The sequence below is a fragment of the Kosakonia sp. HypNH10 genome, assembly GCF_029850615.1.
In the GTDB taxonomy this organism is placed as follows: Bacteria; Pseudomonadota; Gammaproteobacteria; order Enterobacterales; family Enterobacteriaceae; genus Kosakonia; species Kosakonia cowanii.
In genome coordinates, this window is sequence record NZ_JAOTIU010000001.1 from 166,168 (window position 1) to 184,748 (window position 18,581).

The 18,581-nt window shown below is 57.3% G+C and carries 18 protein-coding genes; 8 read left to right on the forward strand and 10 right to left on the reverse strand.

Annotated elements, in window-relative coordinates; translation table 11 throughout:
* The first annotated feature begins 96 nt into the window (after positions 1–96).
* Positions 97–957 (forward strand): fructosamine kinase family protein, encoded by an 861-nt coding sequence (locus N7V53_RS00825; protein WP_124968493.1) that lies wholly within the window; start codon positions 97–99, stop codon positions 955–957.
* 50 nt (positions 958–1,007) lie between these two features.
* Here N7V53_RS00825 and N7V53_RS00830 read toward each other — a convergent pair whose 3' ends face one another.
* The gene (locus N7V53_RS00830; RefSeq protein WP_279791577.1) at positions 1,008–1,544 is read right to left on the reverse strand and encodes a YniB family protein; all 537 of its coding nucleotides are present in this window, start codon (positions 1,542–1,544) and stop codon (positions 1,008–1,010) included.
* Positions 1,545–1,690: 146 nt separating this feature from the next.
* Here N7V53_RS00830 and hxpB point away from each other — a divergent pair, with 146 nt between their 5' ends.
* The 4 genes from hxpB to N7V53_RS00850 all read left to right on the forward strand — a co-directional run bounded on the left by hxpB (position 1,691) and on the right by N7V53_RS00850 (position 5,475).
* A complete protein-coding gene (hxpB, locus tag N7V53_RS00835; RefSeq protein WP_279791579.1) occupies positions 1,691–2,359 on the forward strand; it encodes a hexitol phosphatase HxpB in 669 nt (222 codons plus the stop codon).
* A 146-nt stretch (positions 2,360–2,505) separates the two neighbouring features.
* Positions 2,506–3,267, forward strand: coding sequence for a 2-dehydro-3-deoxy-D-gluconate 5-dehydrogenase KduD (gene kduD / locus N7V53_RS00840; RefSeq protein WP_023481745.1), 762 nt, complete (start codon positions 2,506–2,508; stop codon positions 3,265–3,267).
* Between the two features lie 97 nt (positions 3,268–3,364).
* On the forward strand, positions 3,365–3,955 hold the full coding sequence (locus tag N7V53_RS00845; protein WP_279791583.1) for a metal-dependent hydrolase: 591 nt from the start codon (positions 3,365–3,367) through the stop codon (positions 3,953–3,955).
* 128 nt (positions 3,956–4,083) lie between these two features.
* Positions 4,084–5,475, forward strand: coding sequence for an L-cystine transporter (locus N7V53_RS00850; protein ID WP_023481542.1), 1,392 nt, complete (start codon positions 4,084–4,086; stop codon positions 5,473–5,475).
* A gap of 46 nt (positions 5,476–5,521) precedes the next feature.
* Here the strand turns inward: N7V53_RS00850 and cedA are convergent, their stop codons facing one another.
* Entirely contained in the window at positions 5,522–5,776 is a 255-nt protein-coding gene (gene cedA, locus N7V53_RS00855; RefSeq protein WP_270220779.1) for a cell division activator CedA, read from the reverse strand.
* 194 nt (positions 5,777–5,970) lie between these two features.
* Between cedA and katE the strand changes: the two genes are divergently transcribed.
* A complete protein-coding gene (katE, locus tag N7V53_RS00860) occupies positions 5,971–8,229 on the forward strand; it encodes a catalase HPII (RefSeq protein WP_023481496.1) in 2,259 nt (752 codons plus the stop codon).
* Positions 8,230–8,287: 58 nt separating this feature from the next.
* Here the strand turns inward: katE and osmE are convergent, their stop codons facing one another.
* Positions 8,288–8,656, reverse strand: a complete 369-nt coding sequence (gene osmE / locus N7V53_RS00865; protein ID WP_023481703.1) for an osmotically-inducible lipoprotein OsmE — start codon at positions 8,654–8,656, stop codon at positions 8,288–8,290.
* A gap of 252 nt (positions 8,657–8,908) precedes the next feature.
* On the opposite strand from osmE, the gene nadE reads away from it, so the two are divergent.
* Positions 8,909–9,739 (forward strand): ammonia-dependent NAD(+) synthetase, encoded by an 831-nt coding sequence (nadE, locus tag N7V53_RS00870; protein ID WP_023481665.1) that lies wholly within the window; start codon positions 8,909–8,911, stop codon positions 9,737–9,739.
* 163 nt (positions 9,740–9,902) lie between these two features.
* On the forward strand, positions 9,903–10,766 hold the full coding sequence (gene cho / locus N7V53_RS00875) for an excinuclease Cho (RefSeq protein WP_023481516.1): 864 nt from the start codon (positions 9,903–9,905) through the stop codon (positions 10,764–10,766).
* Here cho and ves read toward each other — a convergent pair.
* The 7 genes from ves to N7V53_RS00910 form a co-directional block, all read right to left on the reverse strand.
* Positions 10,763–11,317 (reverse strand): environmental stress-induced protein Ves, encoded by a 555-nt coding sequence (gene ves / locus N7V53_RS00880; RefSeq protein WP_023481716.1) that lies wholly within the window; start codon positions 11,315–11,317, stop codon positions 10,763–10,765. The genes cho and ves overlap by 4 nt on opposite strands.
* A gap of 308 nt (positions 11,318–11,625) precedes the next feature.
* Entirely contained in the window at positions 11,626–12,108 is a 483-nt protein-coding gene (gene spy, locus N7V53_RS00885; protein WP_124968499.1) for an ATP-independent periplasmic protein-refolding chaperone Spy, read from the reverse strand.
* Positions 12,109–12,419: 311 nt separating this feature from the next.
* Complete coding sequence (gene astE / locus N7V53_RS00890; RefSeq protein ID WP_279791589.1) at positions 12,420–13,385, reverse strand: succinylglutamate desuccinylase; 966 nt, start codon at positions 13,383–13,385, stop codon at positions 12,420–12,422.
* Positions 13,386–13,396: 11 nt separating this feature from the next.
* Positions 13,397–14,722: an N-succinylarginine dihydrolase gene (gene astB, locus N7V53_RS00895; protein WP_279791590.1), complete on the reverse strand. Its 1,326-nt coding sequence runs from the start codon at positions 14,720–14,722 to the stop codon at positions 13,397–13,399.
* Positions 14,719–16,197 (reverse strand): succinylglutamate-semialdehyde dehydrogenase, encoded by a 1,479-nt coding sequence (gene astD, locus N7V53_RS00900; protein ID WP_279791591.1) that lies wholly within the window; start codon positions 16,195–16,197, stop codon positions 14,719–14,721. Before astD ends, astB begins: the two co-directional genes overlap by 4 nt.
* A complete protein-coding gene (gene astA / locus N7V53_RS00905; RefSeq protein ID WP_279791593.1) occupies positions 16,194–17,243 on the reverse strand; it encodes an arginine N-succinyltransferase in 1,050 nt (349 codons plus the stop codon). The genes astD and astA overlap by 4 nt, the downstream gene beginning before the upstream one ends.
* Positions 17,240–18,460 (reverse strand): aspartate aminotransferase family protein, encoded by a 1,221-nt coding sequence (locus N7V53_RS00910; RefSeq protein ID WP_279791594.1) that lies wholly within the window; start codon positions 18,458–18,460, stop codon positions 17,240–17,242. Before N7V53_RS00910 ends, astA begins: the two co-directional genes overlap by 4 nt.
* Positions 18,461–18,581: the final 121 nt, after the last annotated feature.

An 18,581-nucleotide genomic window follows, 5' to 3' on the forward strand; every position in this document is an offset into this window, starting at 1 on the left:
TGCGCCGTGCGTGCGCCTGGTGTGCGTTAAGTCGAATTTTTTCACAGCTTTAGTGCGCTAACCTAATGATCTGGCTGATTACATGGGAGAAATATCATGTGGCAAGCGATAAGTGGTCTGTTAAGCGAGCAACTGGGTGAAGGCGAAATTGAACAACGCGATGAGCTACCGGGCGGTGAAATTCACGCTGCATGGCGCATACGTTACGCAGGACGCGACTGTTTCGTTAAATGTGATGAACGCGCCCTGCTTCCCATCTTCACTGCCGAAGCCGATCAGCTGGCGCTGCTGGCGCGCAGCAATACGGTACGGGTTCCTGAAGTGTGGGCAGTCGGCAGCGACCGCGACTACAGCTTCCTGGTGATGGAGTATCTTCACGCCCGCCCGCTTGATGTGCATAGCGCCTTTTTACTGGGTCAGCAGCTTGCCCGACTCCATCAGTGGAGCGATCAGCCGCAGTTCGGTCTCGACTTCGATAACGATCTCTCTACCACGCCGCAGCCCAACGCCTGGCAGCGCCGCTGGTCAACCTTTTTTGCCGAGCAGCGTATCGGCTGGCAGCTTGAGCTGGCAGCGGAGAAAGGGCTACAGTTCGGCAATATCGACGCGATTGTTGAGCATGTTCAGCAGCGGTTAGCTGGCCACCAGCCGCAGGCCTCTTTACTGCATGGCGATCTCTGGTCCGCCAACTGCGCGCTCGGCCCGGACGGCCCCTATATTTACGATCCCGCCTGCTACTGGGGCGACAGGGAGTGCGATCTGGCGATGCTGCCCCTCCATCCGGATCAGCCGCCGCAGATCTACGACGGTTACCAGTCCATCTCCCCGCTCCCGCCCGACTTCCTTGACCGCCAACCGATTTACCAGCTTTACACCCTTTTCAACCGCGCCATTCTCTTCGGCGGTGAACATTTGATGAATGCACAGAAGGCGCTGGATCGGGTATTGGCCGCGTAAAAGTGAAAGGCTAACAAGCCCGATCGCGAATGCCATCGGGCGCTGTAACTTTACAGAAAGCCGAGCAGCTTAAAGAAGAAGTAGCCCGCCACGATAATGATCGCCGGCAGCACATAGAGCGGGAAAATCTGCAGGAAAATGGTGTGGTTTGGCACGTTAATGCGCGCTTCGATCTGCTCGCGGCTAAGCCCCTCATCGCCTTTGGCGTTTTCGAGGATCAGCTGGTTTTCCACCCCTTCGCGCACAAAGCGCGCCTGGCGGCTCATGCGCGCGCCGGAAGCCTGTAAAGCCAGGCCAATAAAGATCAAGGCGAAGATAATCCAGAAGAGAACGTTCAGGCCCTGCTGAAAATGGGGCGTCGGCGAGTTGTACCAGAAGAGATTGAGGAATGGCGTATTGAACCGCATCATCTCAATCATCACGTGGGCGAAATCAAGCATCACGGCATTAATACCAGGCTGTTTATCGCTATGCTCATACATAAACTTCAGGATCGAAATAACGGTCGAAATAACGGCCGGAATAAAAATCACCCAACCCAGAACGCGTTTCAGTACGGCGATGCGTCCAGCTTGTTGATACGTCATGGATTCCCCTTGTTGTTGACGCACTGTTTGTGCCTTAGTCTACCTGCTGATAACTATTTTCGCCTGATTTTTAAAGACGCCAGGGTGAACGCATTGCCATACTCACTACCTTCACCCTGTTTTATTTCGCTAACCGGAGAGGTGTTATGTCTGCCCCGCGCCAAACAGTTGCAGCAATTTTTGATATGGATGGTTTATTAATTGACTCGGAACCGCTGTGGGATCGCGCCGAACTTGAGGTGATCTCAAGCCTCGGCGTCGACATCTCGCGCCGCGGCGAGCTGCCTGACACGCTGGGCCTGCGCATCGATATGGTGGTTGATTTGTGGTATGCGCAACAGCCGTGGAGCGGCCCGTCCCGCCAGCAAGTGACCGCACAAATTATTGAGCGCGCTATTGCGCTGGTAGAAGCAGAGCGTCCGCTGCTGCCGGGCGTGCGTGAAGCGCTGGCGCTTTGCAAAGCGAACGGTCTGCGCGTCGGGCTGGCCTCCGCATCGCCGCTGCATATGCTGGACAAAGTGCTGGCGATGTTCGACCTGCGTGACAGCTTCGATGCGCTGGCCTCCGCCGAGAGCCTGCCTTACAGCAAACCGCACCCGCAGGTTTATCTTGATTGCGCGGCGAAGCTCGGCGTCGATCCCTTAGCCTGCGTGGCGCTGGAGGATTCCGTTAACGGGATGATTGCCAGCAAAGCGGCACGTATGCGTTCGATTGTCGTTCCTGATGAGGAGCATCGCGCCGATCCGCGCTATGTGCTGGCGAACGTCAAACTCGAAAGCTTGCAGCAACTTACTGCCGCCCATCTGCTCGGTTAAAAATGTGCAGGAGCGGTGCAAAGCCGCTCCTGCATCACAAAAATATTGAAACATCATTTCATTTGTTTGTATTTTGCGCTCCCGCCTTCTATTCTGATCCGCAGGCATTGACGCCCGTCACGACATGACATCACGCCGGAGTAGATATGATACTGGATGCTTTTAAGCTAACGGGTAAAGTGGCTCTTGTAACCGGATGCGATACCGGTCTGGGCCAGGGAATGGCAACAGGGCTGGCGGAAGCGGGCTGCGATATTGTCGGTGTTAACCGGAAAATCCCTCATGAAACGGCACGACGCGTCGAGGCGCTTGGTCGGCGTTTTCATGCGATTCAGGCCGACCTGCGCGACCAGCAGCAGCTGACGTCGATTGTCGATGAAGCGGTAGCGAAGATGGGGCACCTCGATATTCTCATCAATAACGCCGGAACGATCCGCCGCTGCGACGCCATCGATTTCAGTGAAAAGGATTGGGATGAGGTGATGGATCTCAACCTCAAATCGCTCTTCTTCCTCTCGCAGGCTGTCGCCCGGCAATTTATCGCCCAGCGCAGCGGCGGCAAAATTATCAATATCGCCTCAATGCTTTCATACCAGGGCGGCATTCGCGTTCCCTCTTACACCGCCTCAAAAAGCGGCGTGATGGGGCTGACCCGTCTGCTGGCCAACGAGTGGGCGAAGCACAATATCAACGTCAACGCGATTGCGCCCGGCTATATGGCAACCAACAATACCCAGCAACTGCGCGAAGATGCAGAACGTAATCAGGAGATCCTCGATCGCATTCCCGCTGGCCGCTGGGGTACGCCGGAGGATTTGCAGGGCGCGGCGGTTTTTCTCGCCTCGTCAGCGGCTGACTACATAAATGGTTACACGCTGGCGGTCGATGGCGGCTGGCTGGCGCGTTAAATTAGCAGGATTGTGACAAAGAGTTACACCGTCACCTCTTCCGCCTACTGTACAAACATCCTATACTGTATGCATCGACAGTTTAGCGAGTTTGATCATGACGGCGGAAGGACACCTGCTTTTCTCCATAGCCTGCGCGGTGTTTACCAAGAATGCCGAATTGACGCCCGTGCTTGCACAGGGCGACTGGTGGCATATTGTGCCTTCAGCCATTCTCACCTGCCTGCTGCCGGACATCGATCACCCGAAATCCTTCCTTGGACAGCGGCTAAAGTGGATCTCAAAACCCGTTGCGCGCGCCTTTGGTCACCGCGGTTTCACCCATAGCCTGCTGGCGGTGTTTCTTGCGCTTACCCTCTTTGCCTTAAAAGTGCCTGACAGCTGGATCCTGCCGGCGGATGCGCTGCAGGGGATGGTGGTCGGCTATCTCAGCCATATCGTTGCAGATATGCTCACACCCGCCGGTGTGCCGCTGCTGTGGCCCTGCCGCTGGCGTTTTCGCCTGCCGATCCTCGCGTCGCAAAAAGGTAATCAGATGGAGCGTGTGCTCTGCATGGCCCTGCTCACCTATGCCGTATGGATGCCGCAAACCCTGCCCGAAAATGGTGCAATCCGCTGGTCATCTGAAGCGATAAATATCCTGCAAAATGAGTTCAATCGCTTTATTGATCGCCAGTCTGCACGATAAATAGTCGATTTCGAACACTTCGCTATAAAGCATTCCATTTGGATATAAGCCGCCCCGGGCACTTCTGCTAACCTTGCGCCACAGGATGACCTCGATGTCATCAATATAATGAAATCAGGAGAACGGGGATGAATTTTCCATTAATCGCGAACGTTGTCGTGTTCGCAGCACTGCTGCTTTTGCTGGCGCAGGCGCGCCACAAACAGTGGAGCCTCGCAAAAAAAGTACTGGTTGGTCTCGGGCTTGGCGTGGCGTTCGGCCTCGCGCTGCAGGCCATTTACGGTGCCGATAATCCGGTGCTGAAAGAGTCTATTCAGTGGTTTAATGTCGTCGGTAACGGCTATGTGCAACTGCTGCAAATGATCGTCATGCCGCTGGTTTTCGCCTCGATCCTCAGCGCCGTTGCGCGTCTGCACAACGCGTCGCAGCTGGGCAAAATCAGTTTCCTTACCATCGGCACGCTGCTGTTCACCACCCTTATCGCCGCGCTGGTCGGTGTGCTGGTGACCAATCTGTTTGGCCTCACTGCTGAAGGGCTGGTTCAGGGCAGCGCGGAAACCGCGCGTCTGAACGCCATTCAGAGCAACTACGTCGGTAAACTGGCCGATCTGACCGTGCCGCAGCTGCTGCTGTCGTTTGTGCCGAAAAATCCGTTTGCCGATTTGACTGGCGCAAGCCCGACGTCGATCATCAGTATCGTTATCTTTGCCGCTTTCCTCGGCGTTGCCGCGCTGAAGCTGCTGAAAGATGATGCGCCGAAGGGCCAGCGCGTGCTGACCGCCATCGACACCTTGCAGAGCTGGGTGATGAAGCTGGTACGTCTGGTAATGCAGCTGACACCTTACGGCGTGCTGGCGCTGATGACTAAAGTGGTCGCAGGCTCCAACATCCACGACATTATCAAGCTGGGCAGCTTTGTTATCGCCTCTTACCTCGGCCTCGGCATTATGTTCGTGGTACATGGCGTGCTGCTGGGCGTGAATGGCGTCAGCCCGCTGAAGTTTTTCCGTAAAGTATGGCCGGTGCTGACCTTTGCCTTTACCAGCCGCTCCAGCGCCGCCTCTATTCCGCTGAATGTGGAAGCGCAGACCCGTCGCCTTGGCGTACCGGAGTCGATCGCCAGCTTCTCCGCCTCCTTTGGCGCGACTATCGGCCAGAATGGCTGCGCCGGTCTCTACCCGGCAATGCTGGCGGTAATGGTCGCGCCGACAGTTGGCATCAACCCGCTGGATCCGATGTGGATTGCAACGCTGGTCGGCATCGTCACCATCAGCTCTGCCGGTGTGGCGGGCGTGGGCGGCGGTGCAACGTTCGCCGCGCTGATTGTGCTGCCGGCGCTTGGCCTGCCGGTTACGCTGGTTGCGCTGCTGATCTCCGTTGAACCGCTGATCGATATGGGCCGTACCGCGCTGAACGTCAGCGGCTCAATGACCGCCGGGACGCTGACCAGCCAGTGGCTGAAGCAGACGGATAAAACCATTCTCGATAGCGAAGAGCACGCCGAACTGGCACATCGTTAAGCTTCCCGCATAAAAACAAAAACGCCTGCACACTGCAGGCGTTTTTTTATTCCTCTATCTCGCCTTCCTGGCGCATCTGCGTCGCCCAGCGCTGCGCCGCATCCGGCGTAGTGAAAGTCGGCGAGCGGCGAAAATGCTCGCCCATCAACACAAACGCGACATATTTAGCGCGCAGCCTCCAGACATCACGATAACCTTCGACCTTTGACGCATGATCGGGGGGCGCCGGTTCGACGCGCGGGACATAGCTGATAATGACTCGATTCTGTTGACGAAGCGTTTTCATAAGCGATGCATTCACTAAAGACAAATTTCACACACACACGAAATCCAATGATAGCCGATTGTGACCCCGCGCGTCGCGCCCGGCGTGAGCTTCTGCGCGTTTTCCAGGCGCGGCCGGTAAACGGGCGCGACCGGGACATTGTTCTATAGTTAGAAGGGTTAATGGCAACAACCTGCCTTTTTAGTCATGGATAACAGGAGACGAGTTCAATGTCGCAGCATGAGAAAGAGACGCAACCTTCCCGCGCGCCGGTTGATGATGAAAACGAAGCCCGCCCGGGACTGGATTCCCTCGCACCATCCGATAATTCCCACCGCCCTTCGCCAAAACCGACCGCACCCGGTGAAGAGCCCACCGCACCAGGCAGCCTGAAATCACCCGATACCGCCAATGAGAAACTGAATGCGCTGGAGCCGTTCCGCAAGGGCGGCGAGAATGCCGCGCTGACTACCAACCAGGGCGTGCGCATCAGCGACGATCAGAACTCGTTGCGCGCAGGCTCGCGCGGCCCGACGCTGCTGGAAGATTTTATCCTGCGCGAGAAGATCACCCATTTTGACCATGAGCGCATCCCTGAACGTATCGTGCACGCGCGCGGCTCGGCGGCGCACGGTTACTTCCAGCCCTATCGCAGCCTGCAAGATGTCACCAAGGCCGATTTCCTCTCCGACCCGGAGAAGATCACCCCGGTGTTTGTGCGCTTCTCGACCGTACAGGGCGGTGCCGGTTCAGCGGATACCGTGCGTGATATTCGCGGTTTCGCCACCAAGTTCTACACCGAAGAGGGTATCTTCGATCTGGTCGGCAATAACACGCCGATCTTCTTCTTGCAGGATGCGCACAAATTCCCCGACTTTGTCCATGCGGTGAAACCGGAGCCACACTGGGCTATTCCGCAGGGCCAGAGCGCACACGACACCTTCTGGGATTACGTCTCCCTGCAACCGGAAACGCTGCATAACGTGATGTGGGCGATGTCCGACCGCGGCATTCCGCGCAGCTATCGCACTATGGAAGGGTTTGGTATCCATACCTTCCGCCTGATTAACGCCGAAGGAAAAGCGACCTTTGTACGCTTCCACTGGAAACCGCTGGCGGGTAAAGCCTCGCTGGTGTGGGACGAGTCGCAGAAGCTGACCGGGCGCGATCCGGACTTCCACCGCCGTGAACTGTGGGAAGCGATTGAAGCGGGCGACTACCCGGAATATGAACTGGGGCTGCAACTGATCCCGGAAGAGGACGAATTCAAGTTTGATTTCGACCTGCTCGACCCGACTAAACTGATCCCGGAAGCGCTGGTGCCGGTGCAGCGGGTCGGCAAAATGGTGCTCAATCGTAACCCGGATAACTTCTTTGCGGAAAACGAACAGGTTGCCTTCCATCCGGGCCATATTGTACCGGGGCTGGATTTCACCAACGATCCGCTGTTGCAGGGGCGTCTCTTCTCCTATACCGATACGCAGATCAGCCGTCTCGGCGGGCCGAACTTCCACGAAATTCCGATTAACCGCCCGACCTGCCCGTACCACAACTTCCAGCGTGACGGCATGCACCGGATGGATATCGACACCAATCCGGCCAACTATGAGCCGAACTCGATCAACGATAACTGGCCGCGCGAAACGCCGCCGGGGCCGAAACGCGGCGGGTTTGAGAGCTATCAGGAGCGTGTTGAGGGGCATAAAGTGCGCGAGCGCAGCCCCTCATTTGGTGAGTACTACGCCCATCCGCGCCTCTTCTGGCTGAGCCAGACGCCGTTTGAACAACGCCATATCGTCGATGCCTTCAGCTTTGAGTTAAGCAAAGTGGCGCGTCCCTATATCCGTGAGCGCGTGGTCGACCTGCTGGCGCATATTGATGTCAACCTGGCGCAGTCCGTTGCGGAAAACCTGGGTATTACCCTGACGGAAGAGCAGTGCAACATTACGCCGCCGCCTGCGGTAAACGGCGTGGAGAAAGATCCCTCCCTCAGCCTGTATGCCATTCCGGATGGCGATGTGAAGGGCCGTGTGGTCGCAGTGCTACTGCATGACAATGTTCGCGCACAGGATGTGCTGACTCTGTTGCAAGGGCTGAAGAATAAAGGCGTGCACGCCAAACTGCTCTACTCGCGCATGGGCGAAGTAGTGGCTGATGATGGCTCGCGCCTGCCGGTGGCAGCAACGTTCGCCGGTTCGCCGTCGCTGACGGTCGATGGGGTATTTGTGCCCGGCGGCGATATCAGCACGCTACTGCAAAATGGCGATGCGAAATATTACCTGCTGGAAGCCTATAAGCACCTCAAGACTATCGGTCTTGCCGGTGACGCTCGCCAGTTTAAAGGGGTGATCCACGTCAACCCGCAGGGTGAAGAGGGCATTATCGAAGGCGATATCGCCTCGACCGCGCTGGTGGAGGATTTTATCGAGCAGCTTTCAGCGCACCGTGTCTGGTCACGTATCAGCAAGATCGATAACGTGCCGGCATAAGGCATAAAAAAACCGGCCAGCTGGCCGGTTTTTTGTTTGCTCAGGCGAAATCAAAAAATTACTGCAGAGGTTTTTTCTGCTGAGACTGCTGCTGCGGTGCCTGCGGGTCGGTGTCGTATTCGGAACAGGTCTGATAACCCGAGTTCAGCACGTGACCGGTTTCGTCCAGTGCAACGAAGTAGGTTTCAGTTTTGCCGTTACGCTGGCCCAGGATATAGGTCTGGCAGGTACCACGAGCGTGAACCATGCTCACTTCTGATGACGGACGGCCTGCAATCTGCATTACCTGCTGGCGGCTCATCCCTTTTTTCACATCTTTAACGACCGGCTGACTAACCTGATCTTTCGCGCGATCGTAAGCGGTACAACCTGCCAGCATAGTCAGTACTGCTGCGGCGCCCAGAATTCCTGCGATATTCTTATTCATATTCCATCCTCTTTAGTATCCGCTTCTGTATCAGCGTGTTAACTAAGCCTGGAATATAATATTGGATTTTTCAACTCGGGACAGAAAATGATATATCTTTCAGAAAAATCTAATAAAAGTGCGTAAACGACCTGAATCGGCGCAAATTACGGCACGTAAAACTGTGAACCTTGTCGTTTTCCCACGAAGGGGTTAGCTTTAATGAATAACAATTTGCAACCTGCACAGCAGGATTCAACAACGGAGGGGTTAATGGCTCTGCAACAAGAGATTATTCAGGCACTGGGCGTCAAGCCAACCATCAATGCCGAAGAAGAAGTTCGCCGCAGCGTGGATTTTCTGAAAACGTATCTGAAAACCTATCCCTTTATCAAATCACTGGTGCTCGGCATCAGCGGTGGCCAGGACTCGACGCTGGCGGGGAAAATCTCCCAGTTAGCCATCTCGGAACTGCGTGAAGAGAGCGGCGACAGCGAGTTACAGTTTATCGCCGTACGTCTGCCCTACGGCGCGCAGGCGGATGAGCAGGATTGCCAGGACGCCATTGCGTTTATCAAACCTGACCGGGTGTTGACCGTCAATATCAAAGCGTCGGTGCTGGCAAGCGAGCAGGCGCTGCGCGATACCGGTATTGAACTGAGCGACTTTGTGCGCGGGAATGAGAAAGCGCGCGAGCGTATGAAAGCGCAGTACAGCATCGCCGGGATGTGCAAAGGGATTGTTGTCGGAACTGACCACGCGGCTGAAGCGGTCACCGGCTTCTACACCAAGTATGGCGATGGCGGCACCGATATTAACCCGCTGTTCCGCCTCAATAAGCGTCAGGGCAAACAGCTGCTGGCACACCTTGGCTGCCCGGAGCATCTCTACAAAAAAGCACCGACCGCCGATCTGGAAGATGACCGCCCTTCTCTGCCGGATGAAGCTGCACTCGGCGTAACCTACGAAAATATCGACGATTATCTGGAAGGCAAAACGCTGGATGAAGCAACCGCCCGCATTATTGAGGGCTGGTATGTGAAGACCGAGCACAAGCGCCGTCCGCCGATCACCATTTTCGATGATTTCTGGAAAAAACAGTAAATCGTGACGCCCGCTCAGGCCTACAGATAAGCTGTAGGCCTGCTAAGCGAAGCGGCACAAGCTTCTCTCTCCCACCTGCACTTGCCTGATCTTTCCAAATGTTTCTTTTTTAACCTGAAGTAGCCTGCTACACTGTACAAGTAAACAGTATCAGGAGTTCCGTGTGGCAAGGCGTCAATCCGCCCCGCGTCTTTCATTTGAGGCGGCGGCAATCTATGAATACCCCGAACATCTGCGTCAGTGGCTTGAGGCGATGCCTAAGCACCCTGGCGTCTATATTTTTCATGGTGACAGCGAGGCGATGCCGCTCTATATCGGCAAAAGCGTCAATATTCGCAGCCGGGTGATGTCCCATTTCCGCACCCCGGATGAAGCCTCCATGCTGCGTCAGTCCCGGCGCGTTAGCTGGATCTGCACCGCCGGTGAGATTGGCGCGCTGCTGCTGGAAGCCAGGCTTATCAAAGAGCAGCAGCCGCTGTTTAATAAACGCCTGCGCCGTAATCGCCAGCTCTGCTCACTGCGCGTGGAGGAAGGTAAGCCGCAGGTGGTTTACGCCCGCGAAGTGGATTTCTCCTCTTCTCCCCATCTTTTTGGTCTGTTTGCCAACCGGCGCACGGCGCTGCAATCGCTGCAATCCATCGCCGATGAGGAGAAGCTCTGTTACGGCTTGCTCGGGCTTGAGCCGCTCAGCCGTGGCCGCCCCTGTTTTCGCTCGGCGCTAAAACGCTGCGCCGGTGCCTGCTGCGGAAAAGAGAGCGTTGAAGAGCACAATAGCCGTTTTCTCGCCGCGATGGCGCGTATGCAACTGGTGTGCTGGCCATGGCAGGGGCCGATTGGGTTAAAAGAGAGCTTTGGTGAGATGACGCAGTATCACATCATCCATAACTGGCTCTGGCTGGGTTCGGTCAATACGCCAGGCGAGGCGGCAGCGTTGCTGCGCACCCCCGCTGGCTTCGATCACGATGGCTATAAAATTCTGTGTAAACCGCTGCTGTCGGGCGAGCACGAGATTGTAGAACTGGCTTAGTGCCCGGCCAGCCAGGTGATTTCGCTAAAGAGTAACTGCCCTTCGGCGCGGAGCAGCCGCAGGGTCTGCCTCCCCTCCTGCCAGCACGCGCCCTGATCGGCGGTGAGCAGTTTATCGCCCAGCTGCCATGCGCCGCTCAGCACGAAAACCACCCCGCCGCGCGAACCGAAGGTGGTGAAGGTGCGATCGGCGATGCGCACGTTCGCCTGGCAGCGATCGCGGCGGGTCATAATATTAAAATCCATCGACATACGGCCTTCGCAAAGCTCGGCCTTGACCGGCTGATCCCCTGCGAAAGTAAAAGGCTGGTGGCGCTTCAGGGTATGGCGCACACTGCCGCCGTTGAGCGTCACTTCCCCACCTTCTATCAGCGTGATCACGCGATCGACGCCGGGGAAAGGCGTAAATTCACCGTTTCCGGCCAGCGAGGCAATGCTGGCGCGCCAGTTAAATTCGCGGGTAGCAGGCGGAAAGCAGCAAATCTCGCGGGTTTCGCCTGCGCCATTTCGCCAGAGATTGACCGGCATTTTGCGAATATCAAAGAATTCCATCATCACTCCTGAATAGCACAGCGATACGCTGCGCCGCTGCTTCTGAAACAGCGTGCATTCTTGTTCTTGTTCACATTGCTATAAACAGGTTATCGGCAGCCAGGCAGCGATGCCTTAGGCTACGACGTAACCAGAGATGTAAAAAAGTATAAACTTCAGATAAGTAGCAACTTCGGGCACACAGGAACAACGAGGATACCGCGCCGGTAGCGGCTGGCAAGAGGCAGGCGAGAAAAAACCGCCGGTTCTGCCCATCATGTGCTACTGGCGATGGGCAAAACCGGCGGTCTTAAGAAGGGTCGACTAAATTATTCAGCCGGTGCAGGAGGCATTTTATCGCCTGCGGCAGGACGTTCTGTCAGACGCTTCTCAAAATTGGCATTGAACTGTTTTTTCTGATCCGGCGTCAGAATGTTGTAAATCTTGTTCTGCGTTTCCATATGTTTGAGCATGTCGGCTTTGCGCTGCTCATCCATCTTATTGATTTGCGCTTCAGCTTTGGCTTTATCGAAGCTGTCGCTGGCGACAATCTCATGCATCGCGCGCAGTTCTTCCACAGGCGGACGCTTCATCTCTTCACGCTGGCTCTTCATGATGTCGCGGATTTGCGCTTTCTGCGCATCGGTCAGGTTCAGGCCCTGGAACATCATCTCATGCGGCCCTTTTCCTTTGTGATGATGCATCATCGGTTTGGCATCAGCCGGTGCAGCCGGAGCATCATCAGCGTGCGCAAGGCTTGCAGCACCAAACGCCAGGGTAGAGGCAACAAACAGGGCAGTCAATTTACGCATAATATTCTTCCTTACTTCAGTTTTATATACGGCGGTTGCCGTGTTGACGCTAATCACTTTAGCGCTTCAAGCGTCAATTAATCAGAGCGATGGTAAAACAGTGAAAGTGTAAAAGTGAGATTTTAATCAAATATGAAGGAAATAAGGATAAACGGTGAAGAGTGGAAATAAAAATAAACAAGCCGCTGAAATATAAGTTTTTTATGGAGATAAGCAAAAACTGAGTATGCTATTTTTTTCAGCACTCAACAAGATAATTCCGTAATAAGTTCAGAGAGCAAAAATAAGCCCTGCGGTGGCAGGGCTTAACGCTACGCTATTTTTTCCAGCATTAATCCGGCGCGTAATCCAATCTCGACATTAGGGTTGGGAAATAGCACATACTCCTGCGGGTGCGTCACCAGATAGCGCTCGCCGCGATCCTCCGCCAGCAGTGTCCCCTCGCTGAACGGGGTAAAGTTCAGCGTCTCATTGTCCATATAGAGTGTAAACGCCTCACTGCGCCGGGTGAGTTGCTGCACCACCCGGTAACGCAGCGGAGGATGCTCGGTATCGGGCGCGGGTTCGCCGGCAAGCAGCGCCGCCAGCGCCCAGGCGGTGCGTTGAAACTGGCTGAGATCGTTGGCACCAAATGGCAGCGCTTTGCCCAGCTCCAGCGTGCAGGCGAGCGCGTCGAAGGATTCACAGCTGAAGTGGGTAAAGGTTCCACCCGGTGCCTGGTGGAACACCAGCGCTTCAAGCCCTGCCGCGCCGAGCCACGTCAGGAAAGATTCATCCCACGGCGTGGCGCGCTGCGGCAGAACGCCAAAGCGCACATGATGCGAACCGCGAATAGCGGTATGCAGATCGAGATGCCAGCGCGTCTCGTCGCCCTCGGAGAAAAAGTGCGTCACCGCGCGCTCAAGCTGCGCCGCGCGGATGGTTTCATCACTCGGCGGAAGCTGCTGCCAGCGCCCGCTGAACATGCGGTTGAGATCGCTTTTGATATAGCGCTTACCCTGCGCCAGCGCCTGCGGATTGCCGAGAATAATCAGCAATCGCCAGCTCAGCGGCTGCTCACCGGAGAAGAGGTTGTGCAGCAGTTGATCGATAAGCTCCACCGGCGCCGTCTCATTGCCGTGAATGGCGCAGGAGATCACCAGCGAACGCCCTACCGGCTGCGGCGGCACCAGCTCGAGGATCCCCTGCTCATGCCACAACCAGTGAATCCCGCCCGCTTCACCGGACATCTTGCGTGGAATATCGCCCGCAATGGTTGCTGCCAGAAAGTTCTCCATACCGCCTCCGCTTAACGCTGAAAAGGATAAACCGACCCGAGATCCAACAGTTGAGTGAGGCGATCCAGTGCTTCACGCCCTTCGCGCAGCAGCTGAGGATCGGCTAAATCGGCCTGCGTAAGACGGTCGCGATAGTATTTGTCTACCCACGCATTAAGCGCGGCAAACAGCGTATCGTTCATCATCACCGCCGGGTTTACCGCCCGCTGCTCCGCCTCGCTCAACACTACCCGCAAACGCAGACAGGCTGGCCCGCCGCCGTTCGCCATACTTTCGCGCAGATCGAAGACCTGAAGGGCGCTAATCGGGTTATCCTGCGCCAGCAGGTCATTGAGGTAACGCCAGACGCCTGCATGCTCCTGCGACTCCTGCGGCAACACCAGCGTCATGCGGCCATCATCATGGCTCAGTAATTGACTATTAAACAGGTAAGTTGCCACCGCGTCTGTGACCGATACCGCCTGTTGCGGCACTTCGATCGCCATAAAGCCCGGCACTTTTGCCGCAAGCGTAGCCAGCAGCTGAGGCTGCCCGGCAAACGCCTGCTCGTGGCAGAAGAGCAATTGGCGGTTGGAGACCGCAATCACATCATTATGGAATACGCCCAGATCGATTACTTCCGGGTTTTGCTGAGCATAGACCACCTGATGCGCACGCACCTGGTTGAGGCGGGCCACCGCCTGGCTTGCCTCCAGCGTCTGGCGCGCCGGATAACGCCCGGGAGCCAGTTCGTTGCCCTCCTCGCGGCCATACACAAAGAGCTGCACCCCCGCATCGCCATACTCGCCGCCGAAGCGGTTATGGTTAGCGGCCCCCTCGTCGCCAAAACGCGCCACTTGCGGCAGCGCGCCGTGTACGCTGAAGGTGTGTGGATCGCGGAAAATCGCCCGCAGCAGCGCTTCGGTGGTCGGCGCTTCGATTGAGCGGTGGAATTTGTTGTTCAGGTTCGCCACTGTCAGGTGGACTTTGCCATCCTCGGCATCTGCCGACGGGCAAACGGTGGCGGCATTCGCCACCCACATCGCTGAAGCGGAGCTGGCGGCAGAGAGCAGTTCCGGCGCCTGGGTTGCGGCTTTTTCAACGACCTGTTCATCGCTACCGCGAAAACCTAACTGGCGTAACGCAGCAACGTTCGGGCGCTCGTGAGGGGGAATGACCGCCTGGGGAAAGCCGGCGTCCGCCAGCGCTTTCATCTTTAAAAGCCCCTGCTTTGCCGCCAGCTTTGGGTTGGATCGCTGAAAACGGTGTTTAGTCGAGGCTTCATTACCGAAGGATAAACCCGCGTAGTGGTGCGTCAGCCCGACCAGGCCATCAAAGTTCACTTCACGCGCGCTCATGGCTGCTCCTCACGCAAATGGCCAAGGCCCGGGCTGAGGCTTTGCGGGAGAGTGAGATCCGCCGTCTCAAGGCTCGCCATCGGCCAGGCGCAGTAATCCGCCGCATACCAGGCGCTGGCGCGATGGTTGCCGGACGCGCCAACGCCGCCGAACGGCGCAGTGCTCGCCGCACCCGTTAGCGGCTTGTTCCAGTTAACGATCCCGGCGCGCGCCTCCAGCAGCAGGCGATCAAACTTCTCCCGCTGCGGTGAAATCAGGCCGCAAGCCAGGCCATAGCGCGTGTTATTGGCAAGCGTGATGGCATCGTCGAAGTCGTCATAGCGCCAGACGCAGAGCAGCGGGCCAAACACCTCTTCATCGGGTACATTGCCCACCGCGGTCATCTCAATAATACCCGGCGTCAGCAAAGAGGTTCCCGCCGCCAGCAGGCGCGGAGCCAGTAACGTTTTGCCGCCGCGCGCTTCATGCTCCTGCCAGGCGTGATAGACCTGCTCCGCCGCCTGGGGTGAGATCAGCCCGCCGAAAAAGGGCTGCGGCTCGGCGTCCCAGGCAGCCGGTATCAGCTTGCTGGCAACCTCCACCAGCCTTTTCAGGAAGGCGTCGCCCGCCGCCGAGCGTTTCACCAGCAGCCGCCGCGCGCAGGTGCAGCGCTGACCAGCGGTCACAAAGGCGGACTGGATCGCCAGATGCACCGCGGCATCAATATCGTCCGGATCTTCAACAATCAGCGGGTTATTGCCGCCCATCTCCAGCGCGAGGATCTTCTCCGGCTGACCCGCCAGCTGGCGATGCAGCTGATAGCCGGTGTTAGCACTGCCGGTAAACAGCAGCCCGTCCAGCCCCGGTAGCGCGCTCAGCGCCTGGCCGGTCTCGCGCCCGCCCTGCAACAAGTTGAGCACGCCAGCCGGTAAGCCAGCCTGCTGCCACAATTTCACCACCGCCTCGCCGATCCACGGCGTTAGTTCGCTCGGTTTAAACAGCAGCGTATTGCCCGCCAGCAGTGCCGGGATAATATGCCCGTTGGGTAAGTGGCCGGGGAAGTTATAGGGGCCAAACACCGCCAGCACGCCGTGCGGGCGATGACGCAGGGTCGCTGCACCGTCTGCCATCTCCGTCTGCTGCTCGCCGGTACGCGCGTGATACGCCTTCACCGAGATCGCCGCTTTGTTGATCATCGCGGTGATTTCGGTGGCGGCTTCCCAGCGCGGTTTGCCGGTTTCGCGGGCGATGATCGTCGTTAGCTCCTCTTTATCGCTCTCCAGCAGCGCGGCAAACTTTTCCACGATCGCCTGGCGGGCGCTAAAGGGCTGGCGCGCCCAGGCGGGGAAAGCCGCGCGCGCGGCCTGGTAAGCCGCCTCGACCTGAGCGCTATCCGCATCAAAGCCCTGCCACAGCACCTCATGATTAACCGGGTTGGTTTTCTCCCGCCGTGCGCCCTGGCCCTTTATCCACTCACCGTTGATCCATAAACTCATTGCGCTGTCTCCTCACCACTCTTCTCTTCCGCACACAGGCGTACCAGCCGGACGCTATCGCCGGGCTGACACTTCAGCGCATCCAGTTCGCCCGCCGACAGCAGTAGCCGTTCGGTCTGCGGGTCGACGTTGATCAGCATCGCGCGAAAATCGTCATAGCGCTCATTCGACACCATGCAGGCCGGCCACTCGCCCGGCGCACGCTGCCCTTCGCCAACCGCCACCAGGCGACTTTTGCGGATTGCCCGCACGCGGTCGATATCGCACTCCAGCGTTGGCCCGCCATCAAAGATGTCGACATAGTTACGGTAGCGGAACCCCTCTTTCTCCAGCACAGCTCGCGCAGGCGCGGTCTGCGGATGGACGTGACCGATCACCGACTGCGCCTCTTGCGAGAGGAAGTGGGTATAAATGGGGTGTTTCGGCATCAGCTCAGCGATAAACGCTTTCTGCCCGGTGCCGCAGAGATAATCCGCGCGACTGAACTCCATTGAGAAGAAGCGCTTACCCACGCTCTCCCAGAAGGGGGAGTACCCATGCTCATCAATCACCCCGCGCATTTCGGCAACCACTTTTTCATTGAAGCGATCGCGAAACGCCGCCATAAACATAAAGCGCGATTTCGACAGCAGGTAGCCGTTGCCTGCTTTGCGCCAGGCGGGATCGAGAAACAGCGTGCAGAGCTCGCTGCTACCGGTGTGATCGTTACTGAGAAACAGCGTCGGCAGCGCGTTATAGACATTCAGCTCTTTCGAGGCGTGCACCTGAGTGCCAACGCGGTAGTTGTACCAGGGGTCATTAAGCCCGACGGCGACCTCAATGGCGCAGATGCCGCCCACTTCGCCGCTCTGCGTATCTTCCAGCACAAAAACATAGCCCTGCTCGCCCTTCGGCAGCGTGCCTTGCCAGGTCTGGCGGGCGCGCTCAATACGTGCCGCCAGGGTTGCCTCATCGGCGGGCAGCGAGGTTAAACCGCCGCCGGTTTTGCCGGCGAGTTTCATCAGGGCTGCGAGATCGCTTGCCGCGACCGGACGAATCACCATCATGTTGTGCTCTCCGAGAGGAATTTTTCACAGGCGCGGGCAAAGCGCTCAAGGCCGATGCGCACCTCCTCTTCGCTGATGTTCAGCGCCGGGGCGAAACGCAGCACGTTGCCACCGGCAATCAGCACCATCACCCCTTCTGCTGCCGCCAGCTGGGAGATCTGCTTCGCTTTACCGCTAAAGGCGGGCACCAGTTGGCAGCCGATCAACAGCCCAAGGCCGCGAATATCGCTAAACAGCAGGTGACGGGCATTGATGGCGGTAAGTTGTTCGGTAAACCACTCGTGGCGCTGTTTAACGCCGTTGAGCATCTGCGGAGTGTTGACGGTATCAAGCAGCGCGCCTGCCACCGCGCCCGCCAGCGGGTTACCGCCATAGGTGGTGCCGTGAGTGCCGACATTCATCACCTTGCCGAAGGTCTCGGTGGTGAGCATCGCGCCAATCGGGAAGCCACCGCCGAGCGCTTTCGCGGTGGTTAACACATCCGGCGTCACGCCATAGTGCATATAGGCATAGAGTTCCCCGGTGCGACAGACGCCGGTTTGTACCTCATCAAAAATCAGCAGCGCATTGTGGCGGGAGCAGATCTCGCGCAGCCCCTGTAAAAAGGCCGGATCGGCAGGCACTACGCCGCCCTCGCCCTGCATCGGCTCAACAATGACCGCGCAGGTGTCGTCGTTAATCAGGGCGCTGGCAGAGGCGAGATCGTTAAAGGTGGCATGCTGGATCTGCGGCGGCAGCGGCGCGAAATCCTGCGAATAGGCGGGCTGACCACCGGCGCTGACGGTAAAGAGCGTGCGGCCGTGGAAGGCATTTTTAAAGGCGACAATGCCGCTCTTCTGCGCGCCGAAGGTGTCGTGAGCATATTTACGCGCCAGTTTCAGCGCTGCTTCGTTGGCTTCCGCCCCGGAGTTACAAAAGAAGACGCGGTCGGCGAAAGTGGCATCAATCAGCCGTTTTGCCAGCCGCAGCGCTGGTTCGTTGGTGTAGCCATTGCCGGTATGCCAGAACTTCGCCGCCTGCTCGCTTAACGCTTTGCACAGCACCGGGTTTGCGTGGCCCAGCGCGTTAACCGCAATGCCACCGGCGAAGTCGATATACTCCGTACCCTGCTGATCCCACAGACGTGAACCCTCACCACGAACCGGAATAAACGGCGCAGGCGCATAGACCGGCAGCATCCATTGATCGAAATTTTCACGCGTAACAGACAGAGACATAGCGACCTCACCGGTAAATAAATAGTTGAATAAATGTTAATAAAAATGACGTTTTCGCCCTTAATGTAGATTGCACGCTTCGTGCCAGCCAGAGGGAAAAATGCATAAAAGGGGTGCATTA

Excerpts from the sequence above, each read along its gene's own strand:
- N7V53_RS00825 (WP_124968493.1), top strand. The coding sequence starts at position 97 with ATGTGGCAAGCGATAAGTGGTCTGTTAAGCGAGCAACTGGGTGAAGGC.
- N7V53_RS00830 (WP_279791577.1), bottom strand. The coding sequence starts at position 1,544 with ATGACGTATCAACAAGCTGGACGCATCGCCGTACTGAAACGCGTTCTG.
- hxpB (WP_279791579.1), top strand. The coding sequence starts at position 1,691 with ATGTCTGCCCCGCGCCAAACAGTTGCAGCAATTTTTGATATGGATGGT.
- kduD (WP_023481745.1), top strand. The coding sequence starts at position 2,506 with ATGATACTGGATGCTTTTAAGCTAACGGGTAAAGTGGCTCTTGTAACC.
- N7V53_RS00845 (WP_279791583.1), top strand. The coding sequence starts at position 3,365 with ATGACGGCGGAAGGACACCTGCTTTTCTCCATAGCCTGCGCGGTGTTT.
- N7V53_RS00850 (WP_023481542.1), top strand. The coding sequence starts at position 4,084 with ATGAATTTTCCATTAATCGCGAACGTTGTCGTGTTCGCAGCACTGCTG.
- katE (WP_023481496.1), top strand. The coding sequence starts at position 5,971 with ATGTCGCAGCATGAGAAAGAGACGCAACCTTCCCGCGCGCCGGTTGAT.
- osmE (WP_023481703.1), bottom strand. The coding sequence starts at position 8,656 with ATGAATAAGAATATCGCAGGAATTCTGGGCGCCGCAGCAGTACTGACT.
- nadE (WP_023481665.1), top strand. The coding sequence starts at position 8,909 with ATGGCTCTGCAACAAGAGATTATTCAGGCACTGGGCGTCAAGCCAACC.
- ves (WP_023481716.1), bottom strand. The coding sequence starts at position 11,317 with ATGGAATTCTTTGATATTCGCAAAATGCCGGTCAATCTCTGGCGAAAT.
- spy (WP_124968499.1), bottom strand. The coding sequence starts at position 12,108 with ATGCGTAAATTGACTGCCCTGTTTGTTGCCTCTACCCTGGCGTTTGGT.
- astE (WP_279791589.1), bottom strand. The coding sequence starts at position 13,385 with ATGGAGAACTTTCTGGCAGCAACCATTGCGGGCGATATTCCACGCAAG.
- astB (WP_279791590.1), bottom strand. The coding sequence starts at position 14,722 with ATGAGCGCGCGTGAAGTGAACTTTGATGGCCTGGTCGGGCTGACGCAC.
- astD (WP_279791591.1), bottom strand. The coding sequence starts at position 16,197 with ATGAGTTTATGGATCAACGGTGAGTGGATAAAGGGCCAGGGCGCACGG.
- astA (WP_279791593.1), bottom strand. The coding sequence starts at position 17,243 with ATGATGGTGATTCGTCCGGTCGCGGCAAGCGATCTCGCAGCCCTGATG.
- N7V53_RS00910 (WP_279791594.1), bottom strand. The coding sequence starts at position 18,460 with ATGTCTCTGTCTGTTACGCGTGAAAATTTCGATCAATGGATGCTGCCG.